This window comes from Dyadobacter sp. HNCC25DJ187, from assembly GCF_056895255.1.
This window is the reverse complement of sequence record NZ_JBXHAT010000002.1, coordinates 1,801,294-1,821,469: the sequence shown is the minus strand read 5'-3', so window position 1 is coordinate 1,821,469 and position 20,176 is coordinate 1,801,294. Positions and strand designations below refer to the sequence as shown.

General features: G+C 42.6%; 12 protein-coding genes. 11 read left to right on the top strand and 1 reads right to left on the bottom strand.

Annotation, left to right across the window (positions count from 1 at the left end; genetic code table 11):
* Window positions 1–353: 353 nt before the first annotated feature.
* A complete protein-coding gene (clpB, locus tag AC1XUE_RS18455) occupies window positions 354–2,957 on the bottom strand; it encodes an ATP-dependent chaperone ClpB (protein WP_483357461.1) in 2,604 nt (867 codons plus the stop codon).
* A gap of 230 nt (window positions 2,958–3,187) precedes the next feature.
* On the opposite strand from clpB, the gene AC1XUE_RS18450 reads away from it, so the two are divergent.
* From AC1XUE_RS18450 to AC1XUE_RS18400, 11 genes are all read left to right on the top strand, one after another.
* Window positions 3,188–3,796 (top strand): RNA polymerase sigma factor, encoded by a 609-nt coding sequence (locus tag AC1XUE_RS18450; protein ID WP_483357460.1) that lies wholly within the window; start codon window positions 3,188–3,190, stop codon window positions 3,794–3,796.
* 118 nt (window positions 3,797–3,914) lie between these two features.
* Window positions 3,915–5,039, top strand: a complete 1,125-nt coding sequence (locus AC1XUE_RS18445; protein WP_483357459.1) for a FecR family protein — start codon at window positions 3,915–3,917, stop codon at window positions 5,037–5,039.
* A gap of 293 nt (window positions 5,040–5,332) precedes the next feature.
* Window positions 5,333–8,671: a TonB-dependent receptor gene (locus tag AC1XUE_RS18440; RefSeq protein WP_483357458.1), complete on the top strand. Its 3,339-nt coding sequence runs from the start codon at window positions 5,333–5,335 to the stop codon at window positions 8,669–8,671.
* A gap of 23 nt (window positions 8,672–8,694) precedes the next feature.
* Window positions 8,695–10,365 carry a RagB/SusD family nutrient uptake outer membrane protein gene (locus AC1XUE_RS18435; protein ID WP_483357457.1) on the top strand — a complete coding sequence of 557 codons (1,671 nt, stop codon included), beginning with the start codon at window positions 8,695–8,697 and terminating at the stop codon, window positions 10,363–10,365.
* A 181-nt stretch (window positions 10,366–10,546) separates the two neighbouring features.
* Window positions 10,547–12,580, top strand: coding sequence for an FAD-dependent oxidoreductase (locus tag AC1XUE_RS18430; protein WP_483358011.1), 2,034 nt, complete (start codon window positions 10,547–10,549; stop codon window positions 12,578–12,580).
* Window positions 12,581–12,603: 23 nt separating this feature from the next.
* Window positions 12,604–14,256 (top strand): FAD-dependent oxidoreductase, encoded by a 1,653-nt coding sequence (locus tag AC1XUE_RS18425; RefSeq protein WP_483357456.1) that lies wholly within the window; start codon window positions 12,604–12,606, stop codon window positions 14,254–14,256.
* Window positions 14,257–14,632: 376 nt separating this feature from the next.
* The gene (locus AC1XUE_RS18420) at window positions 14,633–15,874 is read left to right on the top strand and encodes an MFS transporter (protein WP_483357455.1); all 1,242 of its coding nucleotides are present in this window, start codon (window positions 14,633–14,635) and stop codon (window positions 15,872–15,874) included.
* A 95-nt stretch (window positions 15,875–15,969) separates the two neighbouring features.
* Window positions 15,970–16,488, top strand: coding sequence for a gluconate 2-dehydrogenase subunit 3 family protein (locus tag AC1XUE_RS18415; protein WP_483357454.1), 519 nt, complete (start codon window positions 15,970–15,972; stop codon window positions 16,486–16,488).
* Between the two features lie 82 nt (window positions 16,489–16,570).
* On the top strand, window positions 16,571–18,289 hold the full coding sequence (locus AC1XUE_RS18410; RefSeq protein WP_483357453.1) for a GMC oxidoreductase: 1,719 nt from the start codon (window positions 16,571–16,573) through the stop codon (window positions 18,287–18,289).
* Window positions 18,290–18,440: 151 nt separating this feature from the next.
* Window positions 18,441–19,115 carry an RNA polymerase sigma-70 factor gene (locus AC1XUE_RS18405; protein ID WP_483357452.1) on the top strand — a complete coding sequence of 225 codons (675 nt, stop codon included), beginning with the start codon at window positions 18,441–18,443 and terminating at the stop codon, window positions 19,113–19,115.
* A 41-nt stretch (window positions 19,116–19,156) separates the two neighbouring features.
* Entirely contained in the window at window positions 19,157–20,176 is a 1,020-nt protein-coding gene (locus AC1XUE_RS18400; RefSeq protein ID WP_483357451.1) for a FecR family protein, read from the top strand.

Below are 20,176 nucleotides of genomic sequence, written 5' to 3'. Positions count from 1 at the left end.
TAAAATCATGCCAGTTGAATATAATATCATATACATACTATTTTTGTAACCTTTGTTGACTGTGTGCCCCACTCGCATTAAAAGCGTCATGATGACCTTTCTACAGTTTATACACTCTCTTTCATTTATTAACAACCTGGGGGATATACGCCATGTTGATTTATAAATTTCAACAAAATTTTCTTTATATAATTATTCCAATATGTGTGAGTTGGAAAGTGGGTAGTGGCATTATGTTTATTAGCGGGTGGGTGGATGAGTACGGCTATAATAATTAATCACGTACCTTACAGTTAACAAAAACGGAGCAACCGCCAAGCTGCTCCGTTTGATAGATCGAAATGTATTACTTATTATATTTCTACACTGCCGACATTTTCAAAAATCAGATCCCCTTGTGAATTCAATTCCATCATAATTACAGCATCTTTCGCAACCTGCCCGCTTAGGATTCCTTTTGAAAGCTCATTCAGAATGCGTCTTTGCAAAACTCTTTTCAGCGGCCTGGCACCGAAGGCAGGATCAAAACCATCCTCTCCCAGTTTTGTTAATGCCTCGTCAGTAGCATCCAGAGTGATACCTTGTTCAGTCAGCATTTTCTGAATTCCTTTAAATTGGATATCCACGATCTTGCGGATGTTTTTCATAGAAAGCGGCTCGAACAATACGATTTCGTCAATACGATTTAAAAACTCTGGTCGTACTGATGCTTTCAAGAGGTCTAGCACGGCTTGCTTTGCTTCTTCCACGATCAGACTACGGTTCCAGCCTTCATCTTCAGCAAATTTTTCCTGAATAATATGGCTACCAATGTTAGAAGTCATGATGATAATCGTGTTCTTGAAGTTTGCCACCCTACCCTTGTTGTCAGTCAGGCGACCCTCATCCAATACTTGCAGGAGAATGTTCCAAACGTCAGGATGCGCTTTTTCGATCTCATCCAATAGAATCACACTATATGGTTTTCTACGTACAGCTTCGGTAAGTTGCCCGCCTTCGTCATAACCCACATATCCCGGAGGTGCTCCCACCAAACGGCTTACAGCATGGCGCTCCTGGTATTCACTCATATCAATTCTGACCATGGCGTTCTCGTCATTGAACAGATACTCAGCCAGTGTTTTGGCGAGCTCGGTTTTACCTACACCCGTTGGTCCCAGAAACAGGAAACTTCCGATCGGCCGTTTGGCGTCCTGCAAACCAGCGCGGCTTCTTCTGACTGCATCCGAAACAACTTCGATAGCTTCATTTTGGCCCGCTACACGCTGATGCAGGTGCTCTTCCAGCTGAAGAAGTTTCTCTCTGTCACTTTGCAGCATCTTACTCACTGGTATGCCTGTCCACTTCGCTACTACTTCGGCAATGTCTTCCGGCGTAATCTCTTCCTGCATCAGGCTTTCGGCATTTTCTGCATTCTGAAGTTCGCTCAGCTTTGTATTTACTTCCGGTATACGACCGTATCTGATCTCAGCTACTTTTCCAAAGTCTCCTGAACGCTCGGCTTGCTCAGCTTCAAGACGTAGTTGTTCTAATTGCTCTTTCAATGAACGTACCTCATTCACTTTGCCTTTTTCGTTTTCCCACTGTGCTTTCAGGGTATTACGACTTTCGCTCAGGTCAGCAATTTCTTTGTTCAGGACCGTCTCTTTGTCTTTATTATTTTCACGACGAATTGCTTCTCTTTCGATCTCAAGTTGCATGATCCTGCGGTTAAGCTCATCAAGCTCTTCAGGCACACTGTCCATTTCAAGACGCAGTTTTGATGCCGCTTCGTCCATCAGGTCAATAGCCTTATCCGGTAAAAAACGATCGCTGATATATCGGTTCGAAAGTTCTACAGCCGCGATTACGGCATCATCCTGAATTCTTACACCATGGTGTAGTTCGTACTTTTCTTTAATACCACGAAGAATACTAATAGCATCCGGAATATTTGGTTCGTCCACCATCACAGCCTGGAAACGTCGTTCCAACGCCTTGTCCTTCTCCATGTATTTCTGATATTCTTTCAGCGTGGTTGCGCCAATAGCATGGAGTTCTCCGCGGGCTAAAGCAGGCTTGAGCAGATTGGCGGCATCCATTGCACTCTCGCCACCACCACCGGCACCAATCAGCGTATGGATCTCGTCAATGAAAAGGACAATTTCTCCTTCCGAATCTGTCACCTCTTTGATCACAGCTTTAAGTCTTTCTTCAAACTCACCTTTGTATTTGGCCCCGGCAATCAGTAAGCCCATGTCCAGAGATACAATGGTTTTTGACTTCAGGTTTTCAGGCACGTCACCTTGTACAATACGTTGTGCCAGTCCTTCCACAATCGCTGTTTTACCAACACCCGGTTCTCCAAGTAGGATAGGATTGTTTTTGGTTCTCCTGCTTAGTATCTGAAGCACTCTCCGTATTTCTTCATCTCGACCGATTACCGGATCTATTTTTCCGGCTTTAGCCAGTTCGTTTAAATTTTTGCTGTACCGTTCCAGAGAACGGTACTTAGCTTCAGCATTTTGATCTTTCACGGGATTATTTTTTCCTCTTAATTCTTTAATAGCGTTGATTAAATCTTTTTCTTTCATTCCAAGCTCTTTGAGCATGGAAGCAGTTGTATCTTTCCCAGCGAGTATACCTAACAAAAGCAGTTCAATACTTACAAACTCATCTCCGAATTCTTTCAAATAATTCTGCGCTTTGGTGCTTGCTGCGGCCATATCATTTCCAAGATAGGGTTGCCCACCGCTGACGCGCGGGTATCCGTCTACGATTTTAGATAAACGGGAGTTCAATATATCAGCACTGATATTGAGCTGATTGAGTAAAAATAGCGATGTGTTTGGATCTTCTTCTAAAATGGATTTGAGAACATGACCCGTTTCGATAGCCTGTTGCTGATTGCCCTGAGCCATCTGCGCCGCGTGCTGGATTATCTCCTGCGCTTTAATAGTATATTGGTTAAAGTTCATGGCGGTTTATTGTTTTATGATCTTTCCTTCAATTATCAAAAACTACGTACCACATCTAAAAACCGGAAAATTTGTCGGGAAAATGGTTCAATAATAAATTAAAATGACAAAATGGCTGCTCTATCCCATAAGATCACTTATAATTTTACTCAATTTGAAATAATTCTATAAAAAGTATTGTGATTTGCAGGTTCATTATATTTATTTTGGACATCTCAATTGACCGCTTCATGAATTTATCTGTACATCGCTCCAATGCTCCTGATGATAAAGTAATGTGGCAACGTTTCCTGTCTGGTGAAGTTGAGGCATTCGACTATCTGATGTCTTCTCATTTTCGTTCACTTTTCCATTACGGCAGTAAATTTTCAAAAGACAAAGAATTTGTCAAGGATTGCATTCAGGATCTTTTTCTCGCATTATGGGAAAAAAGGGGAAATCTGAGTATCGATATTGCGGTAAAGCCATATATGATGGCCTCCCTCAGAAGACTGATGCATCGCAGCCAGCAGACAAGATCGCGTTTGGCTACGGATGAGTTCGATATGCAGGAGGGTATATTCGATATTGAGTTCTCTGTTGAACACGATTATATAGAGCAGGAATCTACGCTGGAACTTACCCAAAAACTGAAGAAAGTAATCGACGAACTTCCCCGGCGGCAAAAGGAGGTAGTGTATCTTAAATTTTATCAGGAACTGGAAAGAAACCAGATTTCAGAAATCATGGAAGTCTCCCCTCAGACGGTTTCAAACCTGTTGCAAATCGCAATCAAGCATCTTCAAAAACACTGGAGATCAGAGTTTCTTACCTTTTTTCTTATTCATTTCTTCCTATAAAAGAGTCCTATATTTCAATAGGATAGCTTCCTTTTTATAATTTTTTTAGAAATAGTTTAAAATTTATTGGTATCCCGATCTGGTTTTGGTCTATCGTATTATAGACGCATAATCAGGTATGGAACGATACAAAAATTACGGAGTAGAAGATTTGGTCTGGGATGACTATTTCAGGCAATGGATACATGCACCAAACCGAGAGAATGACAGTCAATGGAAAAAGTGGATTTCCGAAAATCCTGATAAAGCGTCTGTTGTTGCAACAGCAACCCAGATTGTAAAAGGATTGGCTGTGAAAGAAGAGGCAATTTCTGATGACGAAATAAGAGCCATTGTAGATAAAACGGTTTCAAGGGTTAGTGAACCGATGGAAGAGTTTGTGGAATGGGATGATGAAAAGCATTTTTATCAAAAATGGTGGTTTCAGGCAGCCGCTGCTGCTGTGTTTTTATTTGGATTCGGTTTCGCTCTGAAACTGTATAGAACGCCATTCCGTGATTTAGCTCAGAAACCTGCTCAGGAAATCAATATTCCTGTTGAAAAATCCCGGATGATTGAAAAGAGAAATCAGTCGGACAAACCGATGGAGATAACCCTTGCCGATAACAGCCGGATTACCTTAATGAAAGCAAGTACAATCCGGTATTCGGAAGTATTCAATGGAGATAAGAGGGAAGTTTTTTTGGAAGGAGAGGCATTTTTTGATATATCCAAAAATCCCGACCGCCCATTCATCGTATACGCGAATGAACTGGTAACCAAAGTGCTAGGTACAAGTTTCCGGATCAGCGCGTATCCATCTGCCAAACAGGTAACAGTAGAAGTGAAAACCGGACGTGTATCCGTATTCGCCAAGTCTGATCCGGAGATGAAAAGGAAAATGGCGCACCGTGAACTGGAAGGCGTAATACTGAACCCTAACCAGAAAATTATTTTCGAGAGACTAGCTGTCCGAATGGTGAAGACGCTTGTCGAGAAACCTGAAATTGTATTGCCAAAATCACAAACACCTCATTTTGAGTTTGAAGATACGCCAGCCAGCGAGGCTTTTGCATCCATTGGTAAAGCTTACGGCATTGATATTCTGTATGATGAGGAATTGCTGAGTGGCTGCCCTCTCACCGCTGCTTTGGACAACCAGACTTTACACGAAAAACTAACAATTATCTGTAAAGCAGTAGAGGCTGAATATGAAATCCTTGATGGACAGATCATTATTCATAGCCGGGGATGCAGGAATTGAATGGAGAATTAGAAATGATGAGTTATGAATGAAGAATTAAAAATTAGATTGGCTCAATGGAAGAGTTAAAGTTGACCATTAAAAACTAATAATTAACCCTTAATAATTAATCCTAAACCCTTAAAAATTATATGAAACAAAAACCTTAACTAATCCCAAAAAAAGAGAGTCGGCAATGTTCCCGCATTACCGACTCCAAAGAAAATCCCTACATGACTGCTATCATATACTCCCCAAAAGGGAGGCGGGGATTGTTTTGCCAATTTTTCGATAATCACAAAACATTCAAATCTATGAAAAAACCTTTAAAGTACCGACAGGTGCTACTCTGGACGATGCGAATAACAGCTACACAACTTATGTTGGCCTTTCTGTTTCTGGGAACAGGTTATGCACGGGAGGGCCATGCGCAGTCTTTACTTAGCCAAAAGATATCCATTTCTGCCAATGGAAGCGAAGTGAAAAAAGTTTTACATCAGCTGGAAAAACAGGTTGATATAAGATTCGTGTTCAGTTCAAAATTGATTAAATCGGCAAGAAAAGTAAATGTATCGGCTCAGGATAAACCTCTGTACGAAGTACTGGATCAGATACTTACGCCGCTTGACCTGCAGTACGAAGTTTCAGGGAAGATTATTATTTTGAGGAGGTCTGGTGCAATGCCGGATACTCCTCCTGCAAGTGAAGGGATTAGTCCCAAGAAAAATATTTCCGGGAAGGTGCTCGACGAAAAAGGCGTCAGCTTACCAGGTGTAAGTGTGGTACTTAAAGGGACACAAATAGGAAGCACGACTGATGCAGAAGGTTTCTTTCAACTTGAAATCCCCTCGGGTACCAGCTCAGATGCAGTACTAGTATTCAGCTTTGTAGGGTTCCAAACTCAGGAGCTGGCTTTAGGTAGTGAAATAGCATTCAGTGTAAATCTGGTGCCAGAAGATAAACTGCTGAGTGAAGTGGTTGTAGTGGGTTATGGAACGCAGAAAAAGGTGAATCTCACAGGATCGGTATCTGTTGTAACGGCAGATGAGCTTGTCAAAAGGCCAACAGGACAAACTTCTTCTGCTTTACAGGGCATGGTTCCTGGACTAACTGTGACACAGCGTTCCGGTCAACCAGGCAGAGATGGCGGTAATATGCGTATCCGCGGTATAGGAACTACAGGCAATTCGGATCCACTTGTGATCGTGGATGGCGTCGAATCTAATATAAATAATATTGATCCTAATGAAATAGAAAGTATATCTGTATTAAAGGATGCATCGTCCTCCGCCATATACGGATCACGTGCTGCAAATGGGGTAATTCTGATCACCACAAAGCGGGGTAGCGAAAAAGGCTTAAGCGTTAATTACAATATGTATGCTGGCTGGCAGACGCCAACAGATATGCCTGATGTTGTAAATGGACTGGATCACATGACGCTGATTAACGAAGCGTATACGAATACCGGGCGTAGTCCACTTTACACTAACCAGCAAATTCAGGATTACATTACAAAAGGACCCACTGACCGTGATCAGTTTCCAGATACAGACTGGCAGAAGTTGACTCTTAAAAAGAGTGGCTTCATGCAGAGCCATTACATAGGAATGAGTGGAGGATCTGACAAAGTAAAAGTGCTGGGTTCATTTGGTTACCTCAATCAGGATGGTATCATACCCAATACAGGTTTCAAAAGATACAACCTGCGTATAAATACGGATGCAAAACTGAGCAGTAAGGTCAGCACATCCATGGATATATTTCTGCGCAGGACAGACCTGACCGAACCCTCATCGGGAACCGGCTATATTTTTCACTGGATGAGACGTATTCCGGCTAATCAGGCTGGCATTTTATCAACAGGGCAATATGGAGAAGGATGGAATGGGGATCATCCTCTTGCTCGTGCGAAAGATGGTGGACTGAATCGTGAATCAGCATTAAGTTCTATCATAAATCTTAACCTGACCTACAAGCCAACATCCTGGCTGACGGCTAATCTGATCTACGCACCAAAGTTTAATTTGCCAGAAACCAAGAAATTTAATAATACCGTTCAGACTTATCGTTGGGACGGTTCTCCAAGTTATGCGATTCCAGCAAGAAATTCTTTGGAACAACAATTCAGTAAAGAGTGGTATAACAACCTGAGGGCCCTCGTCACATTTGATAAAACGTTCAATGCTGCACATCAGCTCACCATTCTGGGAGGTTTTCAGCGTGAAGATCAGCGCAATAATTGGATCAGTGCATATCGTGAGGTGTTTATATTGCCTGATTATCAAGAGATTAATTCCGGTAACAGGCTGAATGAAAGAACCGGTGGGTCGGCGGAACATTGGGCATTGCAATCGTTCTTCGGAAGGGTAAATTACAACTATAAAGAGAAGTATCTACTCGAAGCTAATGCACGTTACGATGGTTCTTCCAGATTTGCTAAAGGAAATAAATATGCCATATTTCCATCATTTTCTGCAGGATGGCGTATTGTTCAGGAGCCATTCATGAGTGGTATAAGTGATAAAATTACGGACCTGAAATTACGTGCGTCGTGGGGTAAATTGGGGAACCAGAATATAGGTTTATATCCCTTTGCCGCATTTGTTGGTATAGGTAACAGTAATTATATTTTTGATAACCTTAACACTACAGGAGCATCTCTCAATGAAATGGCAAATTCCAATATCAGGTGGGAGTCTACGACAGTTTCGAATATTGGTTTGGATCTTACATTATGGTCCAAGTTCAACCTTACAGCTGAATACTATCAGCGGCGTACCAATGACATATTACTGCGATTAGATATACCCAGCATGATTGGACTGACTGCTCCTTACCAGAATGCCGGTATTGTAGAAAACAAAGGATGGGATCTTAACATGGGTTATAAGGATAGAATTGGGGAATTCAATTATAGTGTTAATGTGAACTTATCGGATGTGAAAAACAAAGTCGTAGATATGCGTGGTATTCAGCGTACTGGTACGCAGGTAAGCAATGAAGGCTACCCGATCAGTTCATTTTACGGATATGTGGCAGATGGCTTTTTCCAGAATCAGGAAGAAGTGAACAATCATGCAAAACAGTTTGGAAATGTAGCTCCCGGCGATATCAGGTACAAGGATCTTAATGGTGATGGAATCATCAATAACTTTGATCAGCAAGTAATCGGAACATCCATTCCACGCTATACCTATAGTTCCAACATTGATCTGGGTTACAAAGGCTTCGATCTGTCAATTTTTCTCCAGGGTGTAGGGAAAGTCGACGGATATTTGTCTGGTCATGGGATCATGCCATTTTTCGAAGGTAGCACTATTCAGGAAAACCAGCGTGATAGCTGGAGACCCGATAATACTGATGCCGAATTCCCACGTCTGGCCTTTAACGAAAGCAACAACATTCAAAATTCCTCTTTCTGGTTGAGGAATGCGTCTTACTTGCGGGTGAAAAATGTACAATTGAGCTATAATTTTTCACAAAGCCTACTTAAAAATAAGATACAACGCCTCAGAGTTTATGCCAGCGGACAGAACATGTTCACATTCGATAAGTTTTATCCCGGATTTGATGTCGAAGCTCCGGTTGGGAATGCTGGCTGGTATCCGCAGATGAAAGTGTATACCATTGGCCTAGACGTTAGATTTTAACCTGACTTTTAACTAATAGCAAGATGAAATATTTTAAATATATACTTTTCTCAGTTCTCTGCATAGCGAATCTGTCATGTGAGGAATACCTGGAGAGATTCCCGCTCGACAATCCTTCGGATGAAACATTTTTAAGAACCGAAGCTGAGTTGGATTTGGCTGTTACCGGAGCTTATAATACACTATGGAATGTAGGTACAGCTGATGTCCAGCCGTTTTTTCCGATGCTGGATGCTGCTACTGATATAGGTTGGGACAGAAACACCAGTTCTTTGCAAAATCTGGGACTCGGAATTGCAAATGCCGACAATGGTCAGGTTTCTAACTTTTGGTCGGTGCTGTATCGCGGCGTGGGAAGATGTAATTACATTTTATCAAAATCTGAGCCTTTGGCTGCAAAAGTCCCGGAAGCTAAATATAAGAGACTGATGGCAGAAGTGCGGTTTCTGCGTGCCAATTATTATTTCTTTCTGAATGAAATATTTGGAGGTGTACCATTACTCACCAGACCGATCACATTGGCTGAGGCCCAAATTCCAAGAAATACAAAAGAGGAGGTTGCTAATTTTATTGTGTCTGAAATAGATGCTATTGTTCCTGATTTGTTGGCTGAAACCAATAGTACAAACAGAGGGCGGGCCAGTAAAGGGGCTGCCCTGGCGCTCAAATCCAGAACTGCTCTTTTTAATAAAAAATATGAGGCAGCTGTGAAAGCTTCTGATGATCTGATTAAACTCGGAAACTACGGATTACATCCAAGTTTTCCTGAACTATTTCAATATGCAGGTCAGAATTCAAAAGAGATTATCTTTTCCGTACAATATTTGAAAGGAACCAAGGCTCATTCCTTGCCCCGTTATTTCTTTTCAAGAATTGCCCTGGGGCATTCTAACAAAATTCCGGTACAGGCATTGGTGGATTCTTACGAGTGTACAGATGGACTTTCGATCGATAAATCCCCACTCTTCGATCCTAAGAAACCGTTTGATAACAGAGATCCGCGTTTGACGCACACAGTGGTGCTTCCCCAGACTCGTTTTATTAATTACCTGTTTGAGACTCACCCGGATAGTCTGATAACCTGGGATTACCGCACTACTCCAGCGCGCAGAGTGCAGAATGTAGAAGCGACACATGCTTATGCGACTTTCTCAGGTTACCTGTGGAGAAAGTATACTGACGTAGCTGACTTTCCTGATATTGATAATAGTGAGCTGAACATCATTATGTTCCGATATGCAGAAGTGTTACTCAACTACGCTGAAGCTAAGATTGAATTGAATCAATTGGATGCTTCGGTATACGAGGCGATCAATGCCGTAAGGACGAGAGCTACTGTAAAGATGCCTCCGATAACTACGGGGAAGACACAGGTTGAGCTCCGGTCTATCATCAGAAAAGAGCGAAAGTATGAGTTTGCCGGAGAAGGGTTAAGATTCTTTGATATTCACCGTTGGAATATAGGTGCGCAGACCATGAACGGACCTTTAAGAGGAAGAATCAGAAATGCATTTCTTACTAATGCTCCCAGTATTGATGAAAACGGAACGCCACATTATGAAAATGTCACAAATCAGTCACAGATGAGGGTGATTGAGATTCGTGAGTTTAGGAATGACCGCGATAATTACTGGCCGATTCCAAGATTGGAAAGAGAGGTAAATCCGCAGCTGACACAAAATCCTAATTACTAATATATTGGACAGCGCAGGTGGTACAAGATATACCGCCTGCGCTGTCTGATGTGTAAGAATGACTATTTCTAACCACTTTGAAATCTATTATTAACAATAGGCGGAGGTAAGCTGGTGAGAAAAGCGCTGCATTGCAATGAGCCGTGCACTTCTTGCCGTATCTGCTATTAACTTTGAAAAAATGCGACAAAATATCAGGAATAAGATTGTGTGTTCTGCATTTGCATTACTCATTCTGGCCGGACTGCCCGCCCACAGATCTGCTATTATTCAGCCCAGCCTCCAGAAAGTGGATATCTGTGTATATGGAGGTACTGCTGCCGGGGTGATAGCCGCCTATACAGCAAAAAAAATGGGAAAATCTGTGGTACTTATCGAACCGGGTACCCATCTTGGAGGAATGACCTCCGGAGGATTGGGACAGACTGATATTGGCAACAAATATGCCATTTCCGGTTTATCACTTGACTTTTACCGGCGCATCGGGAAGCATTATGGAAAATTCGAACAATGGATTTTTGAACCGCATGTTGCCAAAAAGTACCTACAGCAATATTTGGACGAAGCCGGTATTGTGGTAGTATATAACAGACGAATTACCACGGCACAAAAAAGCGGCGGAAAAATCACAGGTATAATGCTCGAAAACAGCAGCTCGCCTTCTGCTGCAAGCAATACAGCTATCGAAGCCAGTATGTTTATTGACTGTACATACGAAGGCGACTTGATGGCACGTGCAGATGTATCTTATGCTGTCGGAAGAGAGGCTAACTCGGAATACAACGAAACTATAAATGGAGTACAATTGATGGGTGGACACCAGCTTCCTAATGGAATTGACCCCTATAAAATTCCGGGTAAACCAGAAAGTGGTTTGGTGTGGGGTATTTCGGATGCAAAACTGGTTGCCAACGGTACAGGTGATAGAAAAGCTCAGGCTTATAACTACCGTATCTGCCTCACATCGAATCCCTCAAATCTGGTGCCGATAACACGTCCGGATGGGTATGATTCCACTCGTTATGAGCTTTTGGTGAGGTTGATGAATAAACATCCTGAGCGCAAAACGTTGAATGACTATTTCATTTGGAGTGGAATGCCGAATCAAAAGACAGATATCAACAATCGAAACGGTTTTTCGACGGATATGATAGGAATGAATTATGATTATCCGGATGGGGATTACGTAAAAAGAGCTGAGATTATAAAAAATCATGAAGTGTATACAAAAGGACTTTTGTATTTCGTAGGCCACGATCCGAGAGTACCGGAAGCGCTCAGAGCTGAAATGCTGAAATGGGGCTATCCGAAGGATGAATATACAGATAATGGCAACTGGTCGCCTCAATTATATATCCGCGAAGCCAGACGTATGGTGGGTAGCTATGTAATGACACAGGCTAACTGCGAAGGAAAGGAAGTGATCAGAGACGGGGTCGGTATGGCTGCCTATACAATGGATTCCCATAACGTACAGCGTCTTGTAGTGAATGGTATGGTAAAAAATGAAGGTAATGTCGAAGTAGGTGGATTCGGGCCATATCCGGTTTCTTATCGTTCTATCATTCCTAAACAGGAGGAGTGCACCAACCTTTTTGTCCCCGTGTGTCTCTCTGCCACACATATTGCTTATGGTTCTATCCGGATGGAGCCCGTATTCATGGTGCTTGCGCAATCTGCTGCTGTCGCTGCATCCATGGCTATTGACGCAAAGCTACCCGTGCAGCAGGTGAATGCAACTAAATTGCAGGCGGCCCTTTCTGGAAACCCGCTTTTGAATGGCTCAATACAGCATATTATAGTAGATAACGAAGATAAAGGCAGTGTAACAGTATTAGGTAAATGGAATCCGTCGAAACGCGGAAGTTATGGTCCATCATTACTTGCATCAGATACAACAGATAAGGAGCTTAAAGAAGTACGTTTTGCACCGGTGATTCCAAAAAGTGGAAAGTATATTGCCTATATGTATTTTCCGAAATTACCAGGGCTGTCTTCTATCATTCCTATTCGTGTTACATATGGTAACAAGACGAATGATATACAGATCAAAACTGCAGATGTAGAGATTGTAGGTCAGACGTCGGGCGAGTGGCTTCCCCTGGGAGACTATGATCTCCTGAAAGGACAGAAGGTGTCTGTTGAAATATCTAACAAAAATACCGATGGGCTCGTTTTTGCGGATGCTGTCATGCTGGTACCCAGCTCAAAATAGTTTTACTAAACTTCTAACCGATTATGAAACAAACGCTTTCACTATTCATTTCCTTATTTTGTTTATGTCTGGTCTCCTGCAATAGTAGCGGACAGAAAGAAGACGCCTACGAAGCCGATGTGATCATCTATGGAGGAACTTCCGGTGCTATTACTGCTGCCGTGCAGGTGGTGAAGCAGGGCAAAACAGTATTGGTGGTTTCTCCGGACAAGCACCTTGGGGGCCTTTCTTCCGGTGGACTCGGTTTTACCGACACCGGAAATAAATCAGTGATCGGCGGATTAGCGCGTGAGTTTTACCACCGCGTTTACATGCAATACGACAAGCCGGAAGCCTGGGAGTGGCAAAAGAAAGAAGAATATGGCAATAAGGGCCAGGGAACTCCTGCCATGGATGGCGCTGAGCGCACCATGTGGATATTCGAGCCGAAGGTAGCAGAGAAGGTATTTGAAGATTTTGCGAAGGAGAATAACCTGAAAATTTACCGTGACGAGTGGCTGGATCGCGAAAAAGGAGTTGAGAAAAAAGATGGCCGGATTGTCTCAATCAAAACGCTAAGTGGTAAGACTTTCAAAGGGAAAATGTTCATTGATGCTACTTACGAGGGAGATTTGATGGCCTCTGCCGGTGTGAAATACCATGTAGGACGCGAGGCGAATAGTGTGTACGATGAGCAGTGGAATGGTATACAGGCAGGTGTATTTCAACACAATCATTACTTTCAGAAAAACGTAAGTCCGTATAAGGTCGAAGGTGATCCAAAAAGTGGCTTATTGCCATATGTGACGGATGAGAAGATAGGAAAAAATGGTGAGGGTGATGATAAGATACAGGCTTATTGCTTCCGCATGTGCTTGTCATCCAACCCTGATAACCGCATTCCTTTTCCCAAGCCGGAAGGATATGACCGTTCCAATTATGAATTGCTGGCCCGGGTCTACAAAGCTGGCTGGACAGAGACATTCCAGAAATTTGATCCTATTCCTAACAGAAAGACAGATACCAATAACCACGGCCCTTTCAGTACGGATTTCATAGGGCAGAACTATGATTATCCGGAAGCAAACTATGAACGAAGAAAAGAGATCATCAAAGAGCATGAGGTATATCAGAAAGGGCTGATGTACTACCTGAGCAATGATGAAGCTGTACCTGCTGATGTACGTGCTGAAATGAAGAAATGGGGATTACCCAAAGACGAATTTAAGGAAAACGGTGGCTGGCCGCATCAGCTTTACATCCGGGAAGCACGTCGTATGATCGGCCAGGAGGTAATGACGGAAAATGAGACAATGGGGAAAAAGGCTGTAAAGCAATCTATTGGAATGGGTTCTTATTCGCTGGACTCACATAATGCGCAGCGCTACGTAAAAGAGGATGGGTTTGTACAGAATGAAGGTGACATAGGGGTTCATCCTAAAAACCCGTACAGTATATCATACGGATCCATCATCCCGAAAAAAGAGGATTGTGAGAACCTGCTGGTACCCGTATGCGTATCGAGTTCGCATATCGCTTTTGGATCTATTCGTATGGAACCTGTATTTATGATCCTTGGACAGAGTGCTGCTTCTGCTGCCATTTTGGCTATAGATAACAAGATCGCCGTTCAGGATGTAGATTATAAAGCATTGGAAACGCAGCTTTTGAAAGACAAACAAAAACTGGTGTTTTAATGCTTTTGCGGTAGCGAAAAGACATATCTGATGGATGCCATCAGCAATTCAGCATAAATGGAAATTGGATAGCTCCTGTTGGCAGGACTATCCAATTTCTATATCAGCTCACTGCAGAATTAAAATTCGCTTATTTTTAATTTTCGATCATGAATAGCGTGCTATTCTTTATTTTTACCTTTTAAAAATTATGTTATTTCTACTATTGATAATAAAATATATGTCACAAATGAGGGGTCGTGGTGCTTTTTGTTGTCTGTGTTTATGAAAGAATAAATAAGGATTCTTGCCATTTTTTAATTTATAGAACCAGTAAGATCGCACGGCTGTCCCTGCTGGTTCCAATTACTACCTGATCATAGCTATATTAGTAAACATGACCATTACTCCTGAACCTCGTTCCAATTTTTCACATCTTTTCAGTGCTCCGGTTATTGTTGCCGCCCTGGGTTATTTCGTGGATATTTATGATTTACTCTTATTTGGTATAGTCCGTTTACCCAGCCTTGCTTCCCTGGGCCTTTCTGATTCTGAAATTTCTTTGACAGGGGCCAGTATCCTCAACTGGCAAATGACCGGGCTGCTTCTCGGAGGTATTCTGTGGGGAGTCTTAGGTGATAAGAAGGGCCGCCTTTCGGTGCTGTTCGGTTCTATTATTACCTACTCTCTGGCCAATATTGCCTGTGGTTTTGTTCAGGATCCTACGACATATAAATTACTTCGTTTTATTGCTGGTATTGGGCTGGCCGGAGAATTGGGTGCCGGGATAACGCTCGTATCCGAAATTTTACCTAAACATCTGCGCGCCATAGGTACTTCACTTGTTGCAGGTATCGGATTGTTGGGAGCTGTCGTTGCGTATTTTACGGTTGAGTTTTTCGATTGGCGCTATGCTTATTTTATCGGAGGTGGACTTGGTATTTCACTGTTGTTGCTACGCATCGGTGTATTTGAGTCTGGTATTTTTAAAGATCTGAAAGATCAGAAACATATTCAAAAAGGGAATTTCTTTTCACTTTTCACAAATCGGGAGCGTTTTATTCGTTATCTCAAATGTATCGGAATAGGTTTGCCTACCTGGTTTGTAATAGGAATCCTTGCTACTTTTAGTAACGAGTTTGGACAAGCTTTGGGAACAGATGAACCGATAAAACCGGGCTTGGCTATTATGTGGTGTTATATAGGTTTGTCGGCCGGCGACTTTTGCAGTGGTTTCTTAAGTCATTGGCTCGAATCCAGAAAACGCGCTGTATTTTATCTCATGCTTTTTACATTAATATTCAGCATTGTTTATTTTTACGCCGGTATCAGTAAATCCTCAACGATGTATGCGGTCATTGTGTTGCTGGGTTTTGGTATAGGATATTGGGCTATGTTTGTAACGATCGGAGCAGAGCAGTTCGGAACCAACTTACGTGCAACTGCAGCAACCACGATACCTAACATGGTAAGAGGAACCGTAGTAGGAATGACCACTTTGTTTGCTTTGTTTAAAGATTCGTTTTCGGTAATCAATTCCGGCGCGATGGTTGGTGTAATCTGTTTTATTATCGGATTATATTGTATTCAAACCATACCAGAAACGCACGGACGGGATCTTGACTTTTTGGAAGAATAACAGGGCCAGACAGAAAAGGACGGAACTTTTAGTATTGAAAATTATTTACTATAATATCTGGGATTTGTACCTCAGAGTCATAATCAGAACTGGAAATGGAAAGACGTGTGGCGCTTAAAAATATGGCAGCAGCCATGGGCGCAATGGTTACAATTCCGGCTTGGGCATCCGGCTGGAGTAAAAATGCTGTGTCTGCCGTGGGCTTGCTGAGTGCCGGTAAAGCCGAAACATTGGCTTTGATTGTAGAGGCAATTATACCTAAAACGGATACGCCAGGTGCTGGCGAATTGGGTGTGGCAGGCTTTGTAGAAAAAATGGTAAAGGATTGCTACGATACAAAAACGCAGTCAGGTCTTTCCGCTGGTATCGAAGCGATTGAGGCTATAAGTCAGAAAAGCTTTAACAAAAGTTATGCAGATCTTACCAAACCACAGCAGCTGAGTGTCCTGGAAGGTATCGAAAAAGGTAACGATACTGATATGAAAGGATTTTTGGGACTTGTCAAGAATCTTACAATACAAGGCTATATGTCTTCCGAGTATGTGATGACCAACATTACACACTATGAGATGATTCCTGCACGGTATCATGGTTGTGTACCTGTGAAACAATAATACATAGGGTTTGGGGTAAAGGGCAGAGGGTATACGAAATACAACCCCATGCCCTATGCTCCGAACCCCTTCCCCTTAAAAAATGGCGAATTTTAATATAGACAGTAAAAAAGCGCGTACTTATGATGCCATTGTGATTGGCTCAGGTATCAGCGGTGGATGGTCGGCTAAAGAGTTGACTGAGAAAGGTTTGAAAACACTTGTACTGGAAAGGGGACGTGATGTGCAACACATTACCGATTATCCTACTACCAACATGATGCCTTGGGAATTTGAACACAGGGAACGTTTGCCGAAAGCTGTAACGGATGCCAATCCGATTGTAAGCCGTTGCTATAATTTTAAAGAATCCTCCCAGCACTTTTTTGTGAAGGATAATGAGCATCCTTATGTCCAGGATGATGGTCGTCCGTTTGACTGGATTCGTGGTTATCAGGTAGGTGGAAAATCGCTTTTATGGGCAAGGCAAACGCAACGCTGGAGCGAGTATGACTTTGAAGGACCTGCCCGTGATCAATTTGCAGTGGAATGGCCAATCGGTTATGATGATATTGACCCCTGGTATAGCTACGTGGAAAAGTTTGCCGGAATTACTGGTAACAAAGATGGCATAGATGCATTGCCCGATGGAGAGTTTCTTCCGCCGCATGATCTCAATTGTGTAGAGAAGTATTTCAAAGAACAGGTTTCAAAGCAATATAAAGACAGGCATATTATCATCGGAAGGGCTGCTCACATTACCGAGCCTAAACAAATCCACCTCAATCAGGGGCGGGCCAAGTGCCAGCATCGGATTATGTGCGAAAGAGGTTGTCCGTTTGGAGGATATTTCAGCAGTAATGCTTCCACGATGCCATGGGCTATGAAGACTGGTAATATGACACTCCGGCCACATTCAGTCGTGCATTCGGTTATATACGATGATAAAAAGCAAAAGGTTACAGGCGTACGCGTTGTAGATGCAAATACGAAAGAGATGATGGAATTTTATGCCAATATCATTTTTGTGAATGCCGCTGCGCTCAATACCAACCTGATCTTACTCAATTCAACGTCGTCCCGCTTTCCGAATGGCCTCGGGAACGACAATGATCTGCTTGGGAAATATATTGCTTTTCATAACTACCGTGCTACTGTTTCGGGTGAATACGAAGGCTTTCTGGATTCTACCACGGATGGAAAAAGACCGAATGGCGGCTACATTCCGAGATTCAGGAATGTATACCAGCAGGAAACTGACTTCCTGAGAGGTTATGCAGCAGGATTTGGAGCTAATCGTCAGACCTACTCGGACAGAAGTGGTTTGGGTGAATCGCTGAAAGAGAATCTGGCTCAGACAAAATATGGCAACTGGAGTGTAGGCTCACATATGATGGGAGAAACGATTCCGAAAGAAAGTAACTATGTTGCTCTGGATAAAAGCCTGAAAGATCCGTTTGGTATACCTCAACTGAAAATTTCGGTAGCCTACGACGACAATGACGAGAAAATGATCAAGGATTATATGACGGAGGTAAGTGAGATGTTTGAAAAAGCAGGCTTTAAAAACATTCGTACGAATGATAATGGTCGGAATCCAGGCAACGACATACATGAAATGGGTGGCGTACGTATGGGTAAGGATCCGAAGACATCCATGCTGAACAAATGGAATCAGCTTCATGCTGCTAAAAATGTTTTTGTTACGGACGGAGCGTGTATGACTTCAACGGCCACACAAAACCCATCACTGACGTATATGGCGCTGTCGGCAAGGGCAGTGGATCATGCGGTGAAGGAAATGAAAGCTAAGAATCTGTAGCAATATATTCATCACGATTTGAGTGCGAACCATGGATAAACCTCCATGGTTCTTTTTTTTGTACTTAAAATAGTTTTTATTTTTTCTTACTTATACTAAGGGTGTTTTAGTGCAAAAAAGTCTTTTGATTGTTACATAAAAAAGAGACTCAATGCAGGATACTTTGTCAAATGAAGAACGTAATCCGGTAAGTCCATTCCAGATCCATACCGGTCAGCAATTATCCTCCACTCGTGAGGTGGACGTAGCTTTATTCATCAAAGCAGCTTTTGAAGAAAGTCCTTCCAAAGGACTCGAACTACTCTTCCGTAGATTTTATAAACCATTATGCAGCCATGCAGTACGGTTCGTATACTCGAAGCAAATTGCAGAAGATCTGGTAAGTGAGGTCTTTTTTCAATTCTATCGAACCAAGGCTTACGAGAATATTACATCTTCCTACACAAGCTATCTGTTCCGGGCAGTACGTAATGAATGCTACACATACGTTCGCAGAGAATTTGGTCGTACAGATTCCCTGGAAACATCTATCGAAACAACGCTTTCTGCAAACCAGCCGCAACCTGACGCAGAGATTCACTATAACAACCTGTATCTCAAAATCAATGATGTTATCGGAAAACTGCCATCTCAGTGTCAGCGGGTGTTTTTAATGAGCAGATTTGAGAATAAAAAATACAACGAGATTGCTCAGGAATTGCAGATATCGCCCAAGACAGTCGAGGTGCACATTTCTAAAGCATTGAAACTACTCAGAGCTGCATTGCACGGGGAATGGATGACCTCCTGTCTTCTTGTTTTAAGCTCACTTCATATCACATCCTGAACTATGGATCTTTATCCATAGGACACTCCACCATCCAGACTATGAAAACGTCTATTTCAAAATATACCCTTTTTGAGTACTTATCCGGCAGATCTAACCCGTTGGAAAAACAATTGGTTATGGAATGGCTATCCAATGCAGAAAATACAGATGTGTTCTATGAATGGCTTTTGGAGTACGAAACGCAGAATGCCCAGCTTATCGTCGATCAGGATGGTGCAATGCAACGACTTCTGAATCGGGTAGAAGAAACTGGTGCCGGGTCGGACAATCCGGAGGAAAGTTATGTGGAATCTGCCGGGGTCTACTATGTCTCTAAGCGTACACCATTGTTACGACGAATACTTTTTGCCGCTGCTTCTCTTCTTTTTATTGTGAGTACAGGCTGGTGGTTTCGTGACCCTATCATGTACAGGACTTATCAGACTGCTTACGGTCAGACAACGGATATTTATCTGGAAGACGGAAGTAAGGTTGCTTTGAATGCGAATTCCCGCCTGAAAGTGCCCCGCTTCGGTTTTAGTAATGATGTGCGTGAGGTATACCTGAAAGGAGAGGGAGAATTTACAGTAAGTCATACAGTGGATCATAAACGGTTTGTAGTTAAGACTTCTGACAAATTTCAGGTAGAAGTGTTGGGAACGCAGTTCTCTGTTTTTGCCCGTCCCAGAGGAACTAAGGTTGCGCTCACAAGTGGCAGTGTAAGAATTGATTATGACAGAGATCAGCACAGGTCTGAGGTAATGATGGTGCCGGGAGACCTGGCCGTGCTGGATCAGAAAGGTAAGATACAAATTGAAAAGAACCGTGATACCAAAGCGCTTGTATCCTGGAAAGAACAGCGTTACGTATTTGATGGAACATCGGTGAACGAAATCGCTTCGATGATTGAGGAAAACTATGGAATAAAAGTGACCGCCGGTAGCTCTGAAACAGGGATGCGTACGATCACCGGAAATTTCCAGACCAAAAATGCTGATGAGCTTTTGCGAACAATATCTGAAGTGCTGGATCTGAAGGTCCAGTCTTCGGGAGATTCCATTCTTTTGAACACCTATTAA